Annotated in this window: 13 protein-coding genes; 7 read left to right on the top strand and 6 right to left on the bottom strand. The window is 73.3% G+C overall.

Annotated features, from left to right (window positions below):
* Positions 1–162 precede the first annotated feature (162 nt).
* Entirely contained in the window at positions 163–1,365 is a 1,203-nt protein-coding gene (locus tag D450_RS0100250) for an MFS transporter (protein WP_026128292.1), read from the top strand.
* Between the two features lie 132 nt (positions 1,366–1,497).
* Here D450_RS0100250 and D450_RS0100245 read toward each other — a convergent pair whose 3' ends face one another.
* A complete protein-coding gene (locus tag D450_RS0100245) occupies positions 1,498–2,295 on the bottom strand; it encodes an IclR family transcriptional regulator (protein WP_193374765.1) in 798 nt (265 codons plus the stop codon).
* Positions 2,296–2,577: 282 nt separating this feature from the next.
* Here D450_RS0100245 and D450_RS0100240 point away from each other — a divergent pair, with 282 nt between their 5' ends.
* Positions 2,578–3,816 (top strand): DUF6986 family protein, encoded by a 1,239-nt coding sequence (locus tag D450_RS0100240; protein ID WP_017536671.1) that lies wholly within the window; start codon positions 2,578–2,580, stop codon positions 3,814–3,816.
* Between the two features lie 1,197 nt (positions 3,817–5,013).
* Complete coding sequence (gene allB / locus D450_RS0100235) at positions 5,014–6,357, top strand: allantoinase AllB (protein ID WP_017536670.1); 1,344 nt, start codon at positions 5,014–5,016, stop codon at positions 6,355–6,357.
* A 365-nt stretch (positions 6,358–6,722) separates the two neighbouring features.
* On the opposite strand, the gene D450_RS0100230 is transcribed toward allB, so the two are convergent.
* The 5 genes from D450_RS0100230 to uraD all read right to left on the bottom strand — a co-directional run bounded on the left by D450_RS0100230 (position 6,723) and on the right by uraD (position 12,002).
* Entirely contained in the window at positions 6,723–8,222 is a 1,500-nt protein-coding gene (locus tag D450_RS0100230; RefSeq protein WP_017536669.1) for a nucleobase:cation symporter-2 family protein, read from the bottom strand.
* Between the two features lie 156 nt (positions 8,223–8,378).
* Positions 8,379–9,839 (bottom strand): nucleobase:cation symporter-2 family protein, encoded by a 1,461-nt coding sequence (locus D450_RS0100225; RefSeq protein WP_017536668.1) that lies wholly within the window; start codon positions 9,837–9,839, stop codon positions 8,379–8,381.
* Between the two features lie 205 nt (positions 9,840–10,044).
* Entirely contained in the window at positions 10,045–10,941 is an 897-nt protein-coding gene (pucL, locus tag D450_RS0100220; protein ID WP_017536667.1) for a factor-independent urate hydroxylase, read from the bottom strand.
* Between the two features lie 183 nt (positions 10,942–11,124).
* Positions 11,125–11,469: a hydroxyisourate hydrolase gene (gene uraH / locus D450_RS0100215; protein ID WP_026124261.1), complete on the bottom strand. Its 345-nt coding sequence runs from the start codon at positions 11,467–11,469 to the stop codon at positions 11,125–11,127.
* A complete protein-coding gene (gene uraD, locus D450_RS0100210; RefSeq protein ID WP_017536665.1) occupies positions 11,466–12,002 on the bottom strand; it encodes a 2-oxo-4-hydroxy-4-carboxy-5-ureidoimidazoline decarboxylase in 537 nt (178 codons plus the stop codon). The genes uraH and uraD overlap by 4 nt, the downstream gene beginning before the upstream one ends.
* Positions 12,003–12,473: 471 nt before the next feature.
* On the opposite strand from uraD, the gene D450_RS0100205 reads away from it, so the two are divergent.
* From D450_RS0100205 to leuA, 4 genes are all read left to right on the top strand, one after another.
* Positions 12,474–13,274 (top strand): hydroxypyruvate isomerase family protein, encoded by an 801-nt coding sequence (locus D450_RS0100205; RefSeq protein WP_017536664.1) that lies wholly within the window; start codon positions 12,474–12,476, stop codon positions 13,272–13,274.
* Positions 13,271–14,224, top strand: coding sequence for a 2-hydroxy-3-oxopropionate reductase (locus tag D450_RS0100200; RefSeq protein ID WP_169541681.1), 954 nt, complete (start codon positions 13,271–13,273; stop codon positions 14,222–14,224). Before D450_RS0100205 ends, D450_RS0100200 begins: the two co-directional genes overlap by 4 nt.
* A gap of 148 nt (positions 14,225–14,372) precedes the next feature.
* Positions 14,373–16,094, top strand: coding sequence for a glyoxylate carboligase (gene gcl / locus D450_RS0100195; protein ID WP_026128291.1), 1,722 nt, complete (start codon positions 14,373–14,375; stop codon positions 16,092–16,094).
* A 425-nt stretch (positions 16,095–16,519) separates the two neighbouring features.
* On the top strand, positions 16,520–18,235 hold the full coding sequence (leuA, locus tag D450_RS0100190; protein ID WP_017536661.1) for a 2-isopropylmalate synthase: 1,716 nt from the start codon (positions 16,520–16,522) through the stop codon (positions 18,233–18,235).
* Positions 18,236–18,515: the final 280 nt, after the last annotated feature.

Below are 18,515 nucleotides of genomic sequence, written 5' to 3'. Positions count from 1 at the left end.
CGCCGTCTCGTCGCCGCCCCTTCCTGGACACCAAGTGGCCCGCCCCCGGGCCAGGGCCCGCGAGCAGGGGCGCCTGCCCCGCCGTCGCCGCCTCGCATCGAAAATCCATTGCCCGTCGGGCGCGGCCCTTGTGACACTCCTCCGGTGTCACGCTCACCCGGTATGAGTAAGCGCCTCGTCCTCCTCTTGGCCGTCACCTGCGGTGTCGCCGTGGGCAACCTCTACTTTCCGCAGGCCGTCACCCCGATCATCGCCGAAGGCCTGGACGTGGCCCCCGCCTCCGCGGCCCTGGCGGCGACCGCCGCGCAGGCCGGGTACTCGGTGGGCATCCTCCTCCTCGTTCCGCTGGGCGACCGGCTGCCCAACCGCCCGCTGATCGCCGGACTGCTCGGGCTCACCGGCCTCCTGCTGCTGGCGGCCGGACTGGCGCCCGCGCTGCCCGTGCTCGTGGCCGCGGGCGCCCTGGTCGGCACCGCCACCGTCGCCGCCCAGCTGATCGCCCCCATGGCGGCCGCGACGGCCGCCGCGGACCGGCGCGGGGAGGTGATGGGCACCCTGCTCAGCGGGTCCATCGGCGGCATGCTGCTGGCCCGGGGGTTCGGCGGGGTGCTGGCCGACCAGCTGGGCTGGCGCGCCCCCTACCTGGTGGCGGCGGTCGCGGTGCTCCTGCTCGCAGCCGTCCTCGCCGCGGCCCTGCCCACCACGGTCCCCTCCGGCCGGCAGCCCTACCCGGCCCTGCTCGCGGCGCCGCTGCGGCTGCTGCGCACCGAGCCGGACCTGCGCCGCTCCTGCCTCTACCAGGCCTGCGTGTTCGGCGCCTTCTCGGCGGCCTGGACCGGCATGGCGCTCGTGCTCACCGGGCCGGTGTACGGGCTGGGAGCCTCGGCCGCGGGGGCGGTGGCGCTGGTCGCGGCGGCCTCCATGGCGCTGACCCCGGTCGCCGGGCGGTGGGTGGACCGGCGCGGCCCGGACGCCGTCGGGCTGGTCTGCATGCTCGGTGCCCTGGCCTCGGCCGGGCCGCTCGCCCTGGGGGCCCTGGGCGGGGCCGCCGGGCTCGCCGCCCTGACCGCCGGGATCCTGCTGCTGGACGTGGCCATGCAGTCCGGCATGGTCGCCAACCAGGCCCGGGTCTTCGCCCTGCGCCCCGAGGCCCGAGGCCGGATCAACACGGCCTATATGACCTGCGCCTTCCTCGGCGGTACCGCCGGGTCCTGGCTGGGCGTGCAGGCCTTCGCCCTGGCGCGGTGGCCGGGGGTGTGCGCGGTCGCCGCCCTGTTGTGCGCGGTGGCCCTGGGACGCCACCTGGTCCACCTGCGGCGCGTGGGCCGAGGGTCCTGGGAGGCGGGTGCGCCGGCGGCGGCGTAACCGGTGGACGCACCCGCGGCCGAAGGGGGCGGTGGGTGAGTCCGGCGAGCGGTTCCGGTCCACCTCTGCGGAGCGGTCGGCGATGGGGGCGCCGGGGCCTGCGGCCCTCCCGGCACCCCCGCCGTCGGCCGGTCAGCTCTGGTGGTTGAGGTCCCCGGCCAGGGAGTGGGCGGTGCGCTGCACGATGGGTGCCGCCTTCTCCACGAACTCCCAGCTCACCCGGGCCTCGGGGCCGGAGATGGAGACCGCCATCATGGCCGGCCCGCCCTGCACCGGAACGGCCAGGCAGCGGACGCCGATCTCCTGCTCGCCGTCGTCGATGGCATAGCCCCGGTCCCGGATGCGGCCCATCTCCTCGGCGAAGTCCTCGGGGGTGGTGATCGTGCGGTCGGTCGCCGCGGGCATGCCGGTGCGCCGCACAGTGGCCAGCGCCTCGTCCGGGGGGAGCTGCGCCAGCAGCGCCTTGCCCACGCCCGCCGAGTGCGGCAGGACCCGCCGCCCCACCTCGGTGAACATGCGCATCGCGTGCGGCGAGGGCACCTGGGCGACGTAGACGACCTTGTCGCCGTCGAGCATGGCCAGGTTCGCGGTCTCGCCCAGCTCCTCCACCAGCTGGGCCAGGTGCGGGCGGGCCCAGGTGCCGAGCATCCGCGAGGCGCTCTCGCCCAGCCCGATCAGCCGCGGCCCCAGGGCGTACCGGCGCGAGGGGAGCTGGCGGACGTACCCGTTGTCGACCAGGGTGCGGATGATGCGGTGGATCGTCGGCAGGGGCAGCCCGGAGGAGTCGGCGAGCTGGCTCAGCGAGATCTCGCCCCCGGCATCGGCCATGATCTCCAGCAGCGCGAATGCCCGGTCGAGCGACTGCACGCCGCCGGCGCGCGCTCGGGGGACGCCGTCGGCGTCCCCGATCGAGGTCTGTGACGTTGCCAAGGGTCTCCAGCTCCCATCGCGAGGATCGTGCGGTCTCATTCTGCGATACGGAAGTCGGCCGACGCCAACCGCGCGCCCGCTCGCTCCCACCCCCCTCTTGTTGTTCCGAATTGTAGAAGTTAGTGTCCGCTATATAAAAGACCTAGGGGTGGGCGGATTGCCCGCCCCGCCCCCGGGGCACGGCCCCGGGGGCGGACGGCCACGCGATGAGGAGAGCACCACGTGGGTGGACAGGAGCCAACGGAGGGTGAACGCTGGGCGGCAGGGGCCGGCCTGGAGGAGATGGGCGACGCCCTGGACGCCCGCCTCTCCGCGGCCGACGCCCGGCTGCTGAGCCGGTATCCCGGGGACACCGGGCGGCGCCAGCCCGTGCACACCGTCTACATCCCCGCCGACAAGGTCCGTGCGGGCGTCTGCGACGAGTGGGGGGCCCAGGCCCTGGCCGCCCTCGACGAGTTCGCCCCCGACGCCGCGGCCCTGGCCGAGGCCACCGGGATGGATCCCGGCGCCGTCGCCGGGGCGCTGCCCGCGGTGCGGGCCAAGCTCGCCGAAGAACCGGTCGAGGACCTGCGCATCGACCTGGAGGACGGCTACGGCAACCGCTCCGACGAGGAGGAGGACCGCGACGTGGCGGCCGCGGTGCGCGCCGTCGCCGCGGACCTGGCCTCCGGCCGCGCCCCCGCCTACGTCGGGATCCGGATGAAGGGCATGGAGGCGGGCGGGCGCCGCCGCGGCATGCGCAGCCTGGCCGTGTTCACCGGGGGCCTGCTGGAGGAGGCCGGGCGGCTCCCCGAGGGCTTCGTGTTCACCCTGCCCAAGATCACCTCGGTGGAGCAGGTCGAGGCCATGGTGTGGGCCGCCGAGCACCTGGAGAAGCGGTTCGGGCTGCCCGCGGGGCGGCTCGGCTTCGAGCTGCAGATCGAGACCCCGCAGTCGGTGCTCTCCCCCGACGGCACCACCGCGGTGGCGCGTATGGTCCACGCCGGCCAGGGCCGGGTCACCGCCCTGCACTACGGCACCTACGACTACAGCGCCGCCGTGGGCGTCACCGCCGCCTTCCAGAGCATGGCCCACCCGGCCGCCGACCACGCCAAGGCGGTCATGCAGCTGGCCGCGGCCGGAACCGGCGTCTGGCTCTCCGACGGCTCGACCAACGTCCTGCCCGTCGGCACCCGCGAGGAGGTGCACGCCGCCTGGCGGCTGCACGCCGGGCTGGTGCGGCGCTCCCTGGAGCGCGCCTACTACCAGGGCTGGGACATGCACCCGGCCCACCTGCCCACCCGGTACCTGGCGACGTTCGCCTTCTACCGGGAGGCCTTCGGACCGGCCGCCGCGCGGCTCAAGGCCTACCTGACGGCCGCCGGGGGCGGTGTGGCCGACGAGCCCGCGACCGCCCAGGCCCTCGCCTCGGCGCTGGTGCGCGGGGTCAACTGCGGCGCACTGACCGAGCAGGAGGTCGCCGAGGCCACGGGCGTCGGGGCCGAGGTGCTGCGCGGCTTCGCGAACCGGCGGGTGGGCTAGGCGGCCGTGCCCGTACGTACCACGCCCCCCGGCCACCGGCCCGCCGAACGCGGCCGCCGGTGGGGCGGTCTCGTGTCCCGGCGGGGGCGGGACGTGCGGTCGGATCGCCTGGTGCCCGGCCCTGTGGGCCTGCGGGGCTGCTTTCAGAGGACCGGGGTCCTCGGCGTGCACGAGGAGCCGCCCGCCCAGGGCGCCGATGGCGGACACCGGGGCCGTGCCTGCGGCCCCCATGGGGCGGGGGGAGCCCCGGGCGGCCGCTGGGCGTCCGGGGCTCCCCTGAGCCGCGCCCCCTGGGGCCTGTGCGCATGGCGCTTCCAGCTGGCGACTTCCGGCGGGGCTCGGGCGCCCTAGGGCCCCGAGCGGCGCGACGGCGGGTAGGGCCGTGACGGTGATCGTCCGATGAGCGCCGCGCTTTGAACCGGGGATAGCCGCGCACGTGCAGGACACCTGTGTGGAGCCCACCTGAGGCCGGGGCACGCCGACCGAGGGGAAGGGCTGCTCGGGCGCTGGAAGTGCCTGAGACGTGTCCGCCTGACATGTCTCGGGTGGCGTCGCCTCCGGGGCCGGTTCCCTTTCCAGGCCTGTGGCTCTGAAGAAGCCCGGTCCCACCGGGCGGGCGCGCTTCCGTCGCCCCGGGAAGCCACGGTGGCGGACCGGGGACACGGGCCTGGTCCCGTCCAGGGCGGTGGTAGGCGTTCCGAGCGTTGCGGTACAGGGGGTCACCAGGGATGAGACCCCGCCGGTCTGAGGCAGTGGCGAGGCGGCACGATCTGCCCCTGTGCGGTTCGTCGGGCCCGGCCGTGGGGTCGTCCGGTCCCCGTCGAGATCGCGCAGGGCGGGTGCGCCCGATGGTCGACCACGCGAGGACGTCCGGAGCGTGAACGGCCTGACGGTCTGTACCGCCCTTGGGAGAACGGGGCCGAATGCTCCCTGCGCCGGGTAGGGGCGCGGCTCGGCCCGGACCTGTTGCGGCTTCGGAGCATCGGCCTCAAGGGCCCCGCGTAGGGCCGACTTCCCTGCGGCCGACGACGGCACCACCCGGGCGGACGCGAAGCCTGCCATAAGGAACGAAGGAAGACGAACGACCCGGTCGAACCCCGGTGCCGCGCCCGTGCCCTCTGAGCCGGGGCCGGAAGCCGAGGCATCGGGCGCGACCGGCGACGACAATAGATGCAGACTTGCAGAGTACGGAGGACCATGTCCGAGCACGACTTCGATCTCGTAGTGCGCGCCCGCCGCGCGGTCACCCCCGACGGGGAGCGCCCCGCGGCCGTGGGCGTGCGGGACGGGAGCATCGCCGCGGTGGAGGACGCCGGGGCCGCGCTCGACGGCGCCCGCACCGTCGAGCTGGCCGAGGACGAGGTGCTGCTCCCCGGCCTCGTCGACAGCCACGTGCACGTCAACGAGCCCGGCCGCACCGAGTGGGAGGGGTTCGCCAGCGCCACCCGCGCCGCCGCCGCCGGCGGTGTGACCACCATCGTCGACATGCCCCTCAACAGCGTTCCGCCCACCACCACGGCCGAGGGCCTGCGCGTCAAGCGCGGGGTCGCCCGGGACCAGGTGGCGGTGGACACGGGCTTCTGGGGCGGCGCCGTGCCGGAGAACAGCGCCCCCGGCGCCACCGGCGAGCTGGCCTCCCTGTACGAGGGCGGGGTCTTCGGCTTCAAGGCCTTCCTCTCGCCCTCGGGGGTGGACGAGTTCGGCCACCTGACCCCCGACCTGTACCGGTCGGCGGTGTCGGCCATCGGTGCCCTGGGCGGGCAGATCATCGTGCACGCCGAGGACCCCGGGCTGCTGGAGTCGGCCCCCCAGGCGTCCGGGACCGACTACGCCTCGTTCCTGGCCTCGCGCCCGGACGAGGCCGAGCACGAGGCGATCCGCCTGGTCATCGAGACCGCCCGGCGCACCGGGACCCGCTCGCACATCCTGCACCTGTCCACGGCCACCGCGCTGCCGATGATCGAGAAGGCGCGTGCGGACGGGGTCCCGCTGACCGTGGAGACCTGCCCGCACTACCTGACCATCGCCGCCGAGGAGGTGCCGGCGGGCGACACCAGCTTCAAGTGCTGCCCGCCGATCCGCGGCGCCGCCAACCGCGACGCCCTCTGGCAGGCCCTGGCCGACGGGGTGATCGACTGCATCGTCAGCGACCACTCGCCCAGCACCGCCGACCTGAAGACCGACGACTTCGGCACCGCCTGGGGCGGCGTGGCCGGCCTGCAGGTGGGCTTCCCCGCGGTGTGGACCGAGGCCGCGGAGCGCGGGTACTCCCTGGCCGACGTGGCCGCGTGGATGTCCGCCGGGCCCGCCCGGGTGGCCGGGCTCCCGTCCAAGGGCGCCCTGGCGCCGGGCCGCGACGCCGACTTCGCGGTGGTGGCCCCGGAGGCCTCGACCACGATCGACGCCAGGACCCTCCAGCACAAGAACAAGGTCAGCGCCTACGACGGCCGCACCCTCAAGGGCGTCGTGCGCGCGGCCTACCTGCGCGGAGAGCGGATCGACCCGCAGACCCCCAAGGGACGCCTGCTGGACCGCCCGTAGGCGGCAGGGGGCCCGAGGGCCGGGCCGAAGGCGGGGCGCCGGGCCACCGCCTTCGGCCGCCGGCCGCCCGCCGAGGCGAGAGGTCGGCGAGGGGCGAATCCCCTGCCAGAGGCGGGACACGAGCCCGTGTCCCGCCTCTGGCTCTTCGGCGGCCTGTGCCCCGGCGGCGACCGTGCGCAGGGCGCCCGCCGCGCCCTGCGCCTTGTTGTGACCGCCTGTTCGGAGGGGCGGCCACGGCTCGGACCGCGACCGCCACGACCAGGGCCGACCCGCGATGCGAAGGGCCCGGGACCGACGTCCCGGGCCCTTCGTTCCCCGGTCGAGGGCGTCCGTTCACACCCGGAGCGCTCTCGGCCGCCGTCCCGCTATTCCGCCTCCTTGGCCAGCTCCTCTCCCGGGTCGCGCTCTCCGGGGGCGCGGTAGGCGGCGTCCGCCGACTCGGTGTACTTGGCCTCGCCCGGACCGGCCGTGCGCAGCTCGTCCCCGTCGATGTCCGGAGGGTCCTGGGCCGCCGGCCGGCCGATGACGTTGAAGCAGATGTTCAGCACGATCGCCACGATCGCCGCACCGACGATGCCCGAGTGCAGCACCAGCGCCACCTGCGGCGGGAAGCCCTCGTAGAACTCGGGCACGGCCATCGGGATGATGCCGAAGCCCAGCGAGGTGGCCACCAGGATCAGGTTGAGGTTGTTGTCGAAGTCCACCTTCGCCAGCGTGCGCACGCCGCTGGCGGCCACCGAGCCGAACAGCACCAGCCCGGCACCGCCCAGCACCGGCATCGGGATGGCGGCCACGACCCGCCCCAGCACGGGGAACAGCCCCAGCACGATCAGGATGCCCGCCCCGGTGGCGACCACGTACCGGCTGCGGATCTTGGTCAGCGCGAGCAGCCCGATGTTCTGGGCGAAGGAGCTGCCCGGGGTGGAGTTGAAGATCGGGCCGATGATGGAGGCGCTGACGTCGGCCCGCAGGCCGGCCGAGATGCGCTTGGCGTCCACCTTCGAGCCGGTGATCTCACCGACGGCGATGATGTGCGAGGCGCCCTCGGTCAGCACCACCAGCATGATCACGCACATGGTCAGGATCGCCGCCACGTCGAACTCGGGCATGCCGAAGTGCAGCGGCGAGCCCAGCGCGAAGAAGGCGCCGTCGGGCACCGAGCCGAAGTCGGTCTTGCCGAACGGCAGGGCGATCAGCGTGCCGGCCACCAGGCCCAGCAGGATGGCCACCCGGCCCAGCAGCCCGGGCAGCACCCGCGAGAACAGCAGCACCAGCGCCAGGGTGGTCCCGGCCAGCGCCAGGTCCCCCGCGGAGGGGTGGCCCGACTCCGCGCCGTCGACCACCCACCCGGCCGCCACCGGCATCAGCGACAGCCCGATCACGGTGATGATGCTCCCGGTCACCTGGGGCGGGAAGAACCGCACCAGCTGGCCGAAGAACGGCGTCAGGCAGAGCGCGAACACCCCGCCCGCCAGGGAGGCGCCGAAGACCACCGGCAGTCCCTGGTCGGCGGCGATGGCGGTCATCGCCGAGACCGGGACGAAGGAGGCGGCCACGACGATGGGCATCTGGGCGCCCGTGCGCCAGGGGCCCAGGCTCTGCAGCAGGGTCGCGATGCCCGCGACCAGGAGGGCGCCGCTGACCAGGATGCCCAGGTCGGCCGGGCCCAGTCCGGCGGCGCCGCCGATGACCAGCGCGGGGGCCACCGCGCCGGCGTACATGGTCAGGATGTGCTGCAGCCCGTAGAGCAGCAGCAGTCTCGGGGGAAGCGTCTCGTCTTCAGGGCGTTGGGGGGTGGCGGTGTCTCCCTCGGCGTCGGCTTTCGTTGTGGCCCGGGGTTCACGCTCCGGCTTTCCGAATCTCATGGCCAGTTTCCAGCCTTCGGTTCGGGGTCCGGCCGTCCCGAGGTGCGGGGCACTCCACCCTGGGGGACACCGTCCCGGGGTGCGGCCGAACCCGGCGTGTGGGAAGGGCGGGCGGCCCGGTCGCGCCCTGAGGTCCAGGGCCGCCCGGCCGGCGCGTCAGCCGCCCTGGGAGCGGGCCGACGGTGCGGATGCCGGCGTCGCGGCGGACGGTGCCGGGGGCGCCTCCGCCGCACCGCCGCCGGGGTCCTCGCCCCCGGCGGCGGGGGTCTCGGGGCCGCGCCTGCCGCGGCCCAGGGTGAACAGCACGTTGAGGCCGATCGCCACCGCCGAGGCCCCGACGATGCCGGAGTGCAGGACGGTGGCCGCCCAGCCGGGCAGCCCTTCGTAGAAGTGCGGGAAGAGCAGCGGGGTCAGGCCCGCCGCCAGCGAGGCGCCGACCAGCACCAGGTTGAGCTGGTCGGTCAGGTCGGCCTCGGCGATGGTCTTGACGCCGCTGGCGGCGACGGTGCCGAACAGCACCAGCCCGGCGCCGCCGAGCACCGGCATGGGGATGGCGGCGACCAGCCGCCCCAGCACCGGGAACAGCCCGAGCAGCACCAGCAGCCCGCCCGCCCAGGCGACCACGAACCGGCTGCGCACCCGGGTCATCGCCACCAGGCCGATGTTCTGGGCGAAGGAGGAGACCGGGAAGGTGTTGAGCATCGGCGCGAGCATGGAGGCCAGGGCGCCGCCGCGGATCCCGTCGGAGATGCGCCGGCGGTCCACGCGCGCGCCGACCACCGCGCCCACGCCCATGATGTTGGCGGTGCCCTCGGTCAGGACCACCAGCATGACGATGCACATCGTCACGATCGCGGCGGGGTCGAAGGCGGGGGGCCCGTAGTGGAAGGGCTCGGGCAGGGCGAACGCGGGGCCGGAGCCGACCCCGGAGAAGTCGGTGCGCCCGAGGGCGGCCGCCACGGCGGTCCCGGCGACCAGGCCGATGAGGATGGCGAAGCGGCCCAGGACCCCCGGGGCCCGGTTGAGCCCCAGGACCAGCGCCAGCGTGCCCAGCCCCAGGGCCAGGTCGGCGGTGGCGGGGGTGCCGCCGGGGGCGCCGTCGACGATCCACCCGATGGCGACCGGGAACAGCGAGAGCCCGATGACGGTCACGATCGTGCCGGTGACGATCGGCGGGAAGAAGCGGACCAGGGACCCGAAGAACGGGGTGATGACCAGGGCGAAGAGGCCCGCCGCCAGGCTGGCGCCGAAGACGGTGGGCAGTCCGTCGGTGGCGGCGATGGACTCCATCGCGCCGACCGGGACGAAGGTGGCGCCGACCACGATGGGCAGCTGCGAGCCCAGGCGCAGGGGCATCACGCCCAGGGTCTGCAGGAGGGTGGCGAGCCCGGCGAGCAGGGTGGTCGCGGCGATCATCGTCGCGGTCCCGCTCGCGTCGAGGCCGGCGGCGGTGCCGATGATCAGCGGCGGGGTGATCAGCCCCGCGTACATGGTGAGCAGGTGCTGGAGCCCGCCGACGAGGTACTGCCCGACGCCCAGGCGGTGGTCTTCGGGCCGTTCTTCGGTGCGGGGCGAGGGGACGCCGGGGGCGTCCGGGCCGGAGGGGTGGTTCGGCATGGGAGGTGACCTGTCCCGTGGGTCAATGACAGGTCGCGGCCTCAGGGAGCGGGGCCGGCGGCCTGGAAGCGGGTACGCGTGAGGGCCGCGGACGCCGGGCGCGCGGGCCGGCGGGCGGCGGGGCGGTGCCCGGCACCGGCAGGTTTCCGGGCCGCACCGCGGGCGCGCCGGGCCCCCGCGGTAGGCGGGGCCCGGCGCGGGGGCTCTACACGAAGCCGGGGACGGTCTCCCAGGCGCGGCCCGCCTCGGGGGCGTCGTCGCGCTCGACGACGGCCTCGATCTTGCCGTAGGGCCGGTCGGCGGCGAAGAAGACCTCGTTCGGGTTGTCCAGCCCGAACGGCGACAGGTCCACCAGGAAGTGGTGGTTGTTGGGCATGGAGAACTTGATCTCCGCGATCTGCGGGTGGGCCTCCAGGACCGCCTTGCCCATCTGGAAGAGGGTCTGCTGCAGCGCGAGGCTGTGCGTCTGCGCGAAGGCCTCCAGGGCCAGGGCCTTCACGGACTCGTAGGTCTTGTCCCACTCGACGTCGGTGCCGGTGTAGCGCCAGCGGGCGGTGACGTCGGTGGCCAGGATCCGGTCGTCGGTCTCGGGCAGGGTGGTGTACTTCGTCTTCGGGTAGCCGTGGAACTCCGAGCCCGTGGACTTCAGGACGGTCAGGCCGGAGAAGCCCGAGACCACCCACTCGGCGTCGCCGTCCTTGGTGACCACCGTGGTGCGCACCTCGCCGCCGCGGCGGACGAAGGAGTGGTCGTGTGGGCCCTGGGCGGTGGTGATCCGGTCCCAGGCGTACTCCTCGGCCTCCTGGCGCGCGCCGTGCACGTAGTCGTGCTCGTCGACGAAGTGGCGGGCCATCTTGAGGGCGAAGTCCTCGATGGCGCCGACGCCGCCCCACTCCTTGGCCTTGGCGTAGACCGTGTTCTTCTGCGTGTCGGTGGGAAGGCAGGTGCCGTTGTCGCCCTCGGTGTGCACCGACTCCAGCTCGCCGCGGAGCTGGGAGGTGTAGTTGATGTCCTTGATGGTGTGCACCGGGGTGTCGCGGGTGACGTGCACCATGCGGACCTCGGCCTTGCCGTACTGGTTGTCTCCGAGTCGGATGCCCATGTGGGTCGTCTCCTGGATTCTGTGCTCGAACTGCGCTTCACAGAAGTTGCCTGCGCCGCTCCGGGCCGGGGCCGGCCTGGGGTCGGGGAAGGGGAGCGGGCGGCGTGCGACGAGGGAGGACCGCTGTGGTCATGCGGAAGGACCTGTCACCGCACTCGGATGGGGAGGGCTCTTCTCCTGCTGTCAGGACCCCCTGTAGGTCGAGAACGCGTACGGGCTCAGCAGCAGCGGGACGTGGTAGTGGGCGTCGGTGTCCGCCAGTTCGAACGCGATCGTGACGTCGGGGTAGAACCCCTTCTGCCCGGTGCGCTCGAAGTAGCGCGCGGTGTCGAAGACGACCCGGTAGATCCCGGCGGCGAGCTGATCGGGCCCCAGGTCGGGCACCCGCCCGTCGTCATTGGTGGTCCCGGTGGCGACCGGCTTCCAGGAGGAGCGGTCGGCGTCGGCGGCGGCCTCGAGCCGGACCGGGACGCCCGCGGCGGGGCGGCCCAGGGAGGCGTCGAGGACGTGCGTGGTCACATGGCTCATACCTCGTCCAGCACCTTCTCCACGCGCAGCAGCGCGATCTTGCGGAACTCCTCGCCGACGACCCGCTTCTCCCGCTCCGGATCGTTGTCCAGGCGGGCCTCGAGGTCGCCGAGGAGGTCTTCGGGGGAGCGGCCGCTGGCGCACACCAGGTAGATGTGGCCGAAGCGCTCCTCATAGGCGGCGTTGGCGGCCTTGAAGGCCTGCTCAGTGGTGTCGCCGCCGGCGGTGACCGCGGCCTGCTCGCCGCGGGACCAGCGCGACTCGGTGTCGCCGCCGGAGGCCTTCTCGCCGATCCGGGGGTGGCGGGACAGCGCCGCCTCCACCTCCGGCACGGTGAGCGGGCTGGCGTGCGCCTCGGCGGCGGCCAGCAGCTCCTGCCGGGAGGCGAAGGGCCGTTCGGCGTCGAGGGCCGCGACCCACCGGTCGACGTTGAGGCAGCGCGCGAACTCCTCCCGGAAGGCCGGCGGGGAGAGCGCGTTGACCCGGTCGAGCCCCGGGTCCCCGGTGCCCGGGGAGGTCGGGGTTTCGGGCATGGCGGCTCGCTTCCTTGGATCGGTCCGGCCCGCGCGGCGGCGGAGGGCGGGCGACCCGGCGGTGCCCGGGCGGGATGCGCCGGGACGCGCTCGGCTGCACTGCGGCCGGTGGCTGGTGCGCGCGTTCACCCGCTGCTCCCCGTTCCGGCGACCGGATTTCGTAGAGCAGAAACTTGCTTTTACATCTCGGACTGTAGCCCCGGTCACAGTGGGGTTGTCAACACGGGTGCGGCGAAATCCCGGAGGCGTCGACGGCCGTGTCGCCTGGTGTACCCGTTCGTGAACCGCGTCATATGTGAGCTATGTCCTACTAGTCGACCTTATGCGCGCGATGGGGGGAGACGGGGTGGCGGCCCGGTCGGGGCGCGGGGGAGTTGACAAGCCCGGTCCGCGGACGCAGACTCAAGGCATTCCTTCAAGTGAAAAGTAGTTTCCGGATTACGAAAACCTCCGCACTGAGGAGAGCGCGACATGAGCCACTCGCTGCGCTACACGGTGAACTGCTCGCTGCTGTTCACCGAGCTGCCGCTCAACGAGCGTCCCGCCGCCGCCCGCAAGGCCGGCTTCGACGCCGTGGAGTTCTGGTGGCCCTTCGCGAGCCCGGTCCCCGCCGACCGCGAGGTCGACGCCTTCGTCGAGGCGATCGCGGACGCCGGGGTGCACCTGAGCGGGCTCAACTTCTTCGCCGGCGAGCTGCCCGGCCCCGACCGCGGGGTGCTCTCCCAGCCCTCGCGCGCCCAGGAGTTCCGCGACAACCTCGACGTCGTCGTCGGCATCGCCCGCCGCACCGGCACCAAGGCCTTCAACGCCCTCTACGGGCTGCGCCAGGACGGGGTCGACCCGGCCGAGCAGGACCGCGTCGGCCTGGAGTCGGTCGTCGCCGCCGCCGAGGCCGTGCGGGCCGTGGACGGCACCGTGCTGATCGAGCCGGTCAGCGGCGCGGAAGGCTACCCGGTCAAGACCGCCGCCGACGGCCTGGAGGTGGTCGGCAAGGCCCGCGCCGCCGGCGCCGCCAACGTCGCGCTCCTGGCCGACTTCTTCCACCTGGCGGTCAACGGCGACGACGTGGCCGCCGCCGTGCGCGACCACGCCGCCGAGTTCGGGCACGTGCAGATCGCCGACGCCCCCGGCCGCGGCGAGCCCGGCACGGGCGCGCTGCCCCTCCAGGAGCTGCTCGCCGCCGCCCAGGCCGGCGGCTACGACGGGTACGTGGGCCTGGAGTACAAGCCGACCGTGCCCACCGCCGAGAGCTTCGGCTGGATCGGGCGCTGACCCCGGGCCCCGGCCGCGCCGACCAGAACCCACGAAAGGAAACAGCCACCATGTCCCAGCCGCGCACCATCGCCTTCATCGGCCTCGGCATCATGGGCCTGCCCATGGCCGCCAACCTCGCCACGGCCGGCTACGAGGTCACGGGGTACAACCGCAGCCCGGAGAAGGCGCGCAAACTGACGGAGCAGGGCGGCAAGGCGGCCGCCTCGGTCGCCGAGGCCGTCGCCGGCGCCGACGCGGTCATCACCATGGTCCCTGACTCCCCCGACGTGGAGCAGGTGATGCTGGGCGAGGACGGCGTCTTCGCCAACGCGCCCTCCGGTGCCCTGGTCATCGACATGAGCACCATCCGCCCCGACGTGGCGCGCACCGTGGCCGCCGAGGGCCTGGCCCGCGGCTTCCGGGTGCTCGACGCCCCGGTCAGCGGCGGCGAGGCCGGCGCCATCGAGGCCAAGCTGTCGATCATGGTGGGCGGCGCCCAGGAGGACTTCGACGCCGCGCGCCCCGTCTTCGACGTGCTGGGCACCACCCCGGTCCTCGTCGGCCCCGCCGGTGCCGGGCAGACCGTGAAGGCCGCCAACCAGCTCATCGTGGCCGGCAACATCCAGCTCGTCGCCGAGGCGCTCGTCTTCCTGGAGGCCCACGGCGTCGACACCGAGCAGGGCCTGAAGGTCCTCAACGGCGGCCTGGCCGGCAGCACCGTGATGACCCGCAAGGGCGAGGGCATGCGCAACCGCGAGTTCGCCCCGGGCTTCCGGATCGAGCTGCACGACAAGGACATGAAGATCGTGACCACCGCGGCCCGCGAGGCCGGTGTGTCGATCCCGCTGGGCGCGCTGGTGGCGCAGTTCGTCGGCGCCCTCAAGGCCCAGGGGCACGGCGGCCTGGACCACTCCGCGCTGCTGAAGCTCGTGGAGCAGCTCTCCGGCGAGCAGGGCGAGCAGAAGTAGGAAAGGGATCCCGCCGCGGGACGGCCGTGGACGGTTCGCGACTTACGTGTGTGTGCTCAGCGCGAACCGCCGAGGCCTGGGTGTTGGCCGCACCCTTGGTCCCGCAGGCGGGCCCATCGACCCCCTAGCACTGAAGGGTTCTCATCAAATGGTACAGATGCCCGCCATGAACGCGGCCGTCGAGGTCCTGAAAGACGAGGGCGTCGACACCGCCTTCGGGTGCCCCGGCGCCGCGATCCTGCCCCTCTACAAGGCCCTCGAGCAGGTCGGAGGGATCGAGCACCTGACGGTCCGCCACGAGGAGGGCGCGACCCACATGGCCGACGGATGGGCCCGGACCACCGGCAAGGTGGGCGTGGCCATCGGCACCTCCGGCCCGGCCGGCACCAACATGATCACCGGCCTGTACACCGCGATGGCCGACTCCGTCCCGATCGTGTGCATCACCGGCCAGAACCGCACCGACCTGCTGGACAAGGAGGGCTTCCAGGCGGTCGACATCGTCGAGATCGCCAAGCCCGTCACCAAGTGGGCCGTGCAGATCAAGGAGCCCGGGACCGCCCCGTGGGTCTTCCGCGAGGCCTTCCGGATCGCCCGCGAGGGACGCCCGGGGCCGGTGCTCATCGACATCCCGCTGGACGTCGCCCAGCAGGAGATCTCCTACGACCCCGCCATCGACGCCCCGCTTAAGGTCAACGACGTCGTCCCGCACCGCCCGCGGGTCGAGCGCGCCCTGGACATGCTGCTGGAGGCCGAGCGCCCGCTCATCCTGGCCGGCGGCGGCATCATCATCTCCGAGGCCTCCGAGGAGCTGACCGAGCTCGCCGAACTGCTGCGGGTCCCGGTCCAGGTCACCCTCATGGGCAAGGGCTCCTTCGACGAGGACTCCGACCTGTACGCGGGCATGACCGGCGTGCAGACCTCCCAGCGCTACGGCAACGCCTCCTTCCTGGAGTCGGACCTGGTGCTGGCGGTGGGCGCGCGCTTCGCCGACCGGCACACCGGCGCCATCGACGTCTACCGGGGCGACCGGAAGTTCATCCACGTCGACATCGAGGCCACCCAGCTCGGTCGGGTCTTCGAACCCGACCTGGGCATCGTCTCCGACGCCAGGCTCTTCCTGCGCGAGCTCGTCGACGCCGCCAAGAAGCGCTCCGCCAAGGCGCAGGTGGGCGCCTGGATCGAGCGCGTGGGCGAGCTCAAGCGCACCCTGGGCCGGCGCGAGGACTTCGACGCCGTGCCGATCAAGGCCCCGCGCGTCTACAAGGAGATCAACGAGGTCTTCGGCGAGGACGCCTACTTCGTCACCGCCATCGGCCTGTACCAGATCTGGGGCGGCCAGCACCAGAAGGCCTACAAGCCGCGGCACTACCAGATCTGCGGCCAGGCGGGCCCGCTCGGCTGGGAGATCCCCGCGGCCATCGGCGTCAAGAAGGCGCTCAAGGACACCGAGCCCGACGCCGAGGTGGTCGGCGTCGTGGGCGACTACGGCTTCCAGTACATGGTCGAGGAGCTGGCGGTCGCCGCCCAGTACGACGTGCCGTTCGTGATCATCATGCTCAACAACGAGTACCTGGGGCTGATCCGCCAGGCGGAGATCCCCTACGACATGAACTACCAGGTCGACATCCACTACGACGACCACGGCACGGACAGCGTCAAGATCATGGAGGCCTACGGCTGCTCCGGGCGCCGCGTCTTCGAGCCCTCCCAGATCCGCGAGTCCATCGAGTGGGCCCGCAAGCAGGCGCAGTCCACCTCGCGGCCGGTGCTGGTGGAGATCATGATCGAGCGCGAGGCCAACACTCCGCACGGCCCGGCGATCGACGCCGTGAAGGAGTTCGAGCCCGCCCCCGAGCCGCAGGGCTAGGGGGCACGAGACGGGGGCGCGGTGCGGTCGCGGAGGCGGAAGGCCCTCCGCGCCCCTTGGGACCGGTTGCGTCGGTGGCCGCTTGGCCGGGCCACCGCCGCACACCGGCGCACGGCGGGGCGCATCGGTGGTCACTTGGCCGGACCACCGCGGCGCCCCGCCGTTCTGTCTTCTCCCGCGCCAGGTCCCGCCTGCGGCCTGCGGTTCCGCGCCGCCGCCCGGGCGCGCGGCCCGCAGATTACGGGCCGGCCGCCCACCATGTGCCGACCGGTCTGCTACTGTGGCCCACGTTATGCTGCGCGAGCTGCTCCTCCTTAGCGGCCGCGGCGGGGGTCGCTAAGAGGTCGACTCCCTCGCCGCGGGGCTTCGGCATGCTCTTGTCGGCCGTTTCGACACCGCGTGATTTCTTCTGAGGAGCCCTTTCCATGGTGCCGCAGCAGCAGCCCAGTGGTATGCCTTTCCAGCGCTACGCCCCCTTCAAGCCGGTCGACCTGCCCGACCGCACATGGCCCGCCAAGACCATCGACGCCGCCCCCCGCTGGCTGAGCACCGACCTGCGCGACGGCAACCAGGCCCTGATCGAGCCGATGGACGCCGAGCGCAAGCACGAGATGTTCGACCTGCTGGTGCGCATGGGCTACAAGGAGATCGAGGTCGGCTTCCCCTCGGCCAGCCAGACCGACTTCGACTTCGTCCGCAGCCTGATCGAGGGCGGCCGCATCCCCGACGACGTGCAGATCTCGGTGCTGACCCAGGCACGCGAGGACCTGATCGAGCGCACCGTGCAGTCCCTGGTCGGCGCCGAGCGCGCCACCGTGCACCTGTACAACGCCACCGCGCCGCTGTTCCGCCGGGTGGTGTTCAAGGTCGACCGCGAGGACTGCAAGCGCATCGCCGTGGAGGGCACCCGCCACGTCATGCGCTTCGCCGAGCAGTACCTGGGCGGGACCGCGTACGTGGGCTACGAGTACTCGCCCGAGATCTTCATCGACACCGAGCTGGACTTCGCCCTGGAGGTCTGCGAGGCGGTCATGGACGAGTGGCGGCCCGGCCCGGGGCGGGAGATCATCCTGAACCTGCCCGCCACCGTCGAGCGCGCCACCCCCAACGTCTACGCCGACCAGATCGAGTGGATGAGCCGGAACCTGTCCCGGCGCGAGCACGTGTGCCTGTCGGTGCACCCGCACAACGACCGCGGCACCGGTGTGGCCTCGGCCGAGCTGGCCGTGATGGCCGGCGCCGACCGGGTCGAGGGGTGCCTGTTCGGGCACGGCGAGCGCACCGGCAACGTCGACCTGGTCACCCTGGGCATGAACCTGCACAGCCAGGGTGTGGACCCGATGGTGGACTTCTCCGACATCGACGAGATCCGCCGCATCACCGAGCACTGCACCCAGCTGCCGGTGGCTCCGCGCCACCCCTACGGCGGCGACCTGGTCTACACCGCCTTCTCCGGCTCCCACCAGGACGCCATCAAGAAGGGCTTCGCCGCCCTGGAGGCCGAGGCCGAGGCGGCCGGCGTCCCGGTGTCCGAGCACGCCTGGGGGGTGCCTTACCTGCCGATCGACCCCAAGGACGTGGGCCGCGACTACGAGGCGGTCATCCGGGTCAACAGCCAGTCCGGCAAGGGCGGGGTGGCCTACGTGCTGCAGCGCGACCACGCCCTGGACCTGCCGCGGCGCCTGCAGATCGAGTTCTCCCACGTCATCCAGGGCCACACGGACACCGAGGGCGGCGAGTTCAGCGCGGAGAAGATCTGGGAGGCCTTCCGCGACACCTACCTGTCCGAGAAGGGCCGGGTCGGGGTGCTGGCGCACCGCTCGCAGAACGGCGAGGACGGGTACCGCATCGAGGCCGACGTGCGCCTGGACGGGCGGATCCAGGAGATCACCGGCACCGGGCAGGGGCCGCTCTCGGCCTTCTGCGACGCGCTGGCCGCGGTGGACGTCAAGGTCCGCGTGGTCGACTACGTCGAGCACGCGATGAGCGAAGGCACCGACGCCCGCGCCGCCGCCTACGTCGAGGCCGAGGTGGACGGCCGGGTGATGTGGGGCGTGGGGATGCACCACAACATCACCACCGCGTCCCTGAAGGCGGTCTGCAGCGCGGTCAACCGCGCCGCGGCGGCCGCACAGGACTAGACACGGCCAGGTGTCCGGGTCGGCCGGGTCTTGCCCCGGCTCCCTGACCCCGGCCTCCGGCTCCGTGACCCCGGCTCCCGGCCCCCGGCCGGGAGCCGGCACCGCGGCCGCCGCGAGAAGCGACCGTCCGAGAGGCGGGGCGGTTCCCGGGGTGGCCGTTCGGCCGCCGGGCCCCTGGTCGTCCAGCAAGATCATCGGCGACGGCACGGCGGGTGCCCCGCTCGGGGCTGCTTGCCGGGTGTCGGGTCGTCGGGGTGCAAGGAGATGGGCGACGACGAAT

The organism is Nocardiopsis halophila DSM 44494 (genome assembly GCF_000341245.1).
Lineage (GTDB): Bacteria > Actinomycetota > Actinomycetes > Streptosporangiales > Streptosporangiaceae > Nocardiopsis_A > Nocardiopsis_A halophila.
The sequence above is the reverse complement of the archived record's forward strand: the minus strand, read 5'-3'. Positions and strand labels throughout refer to the sequence as shown.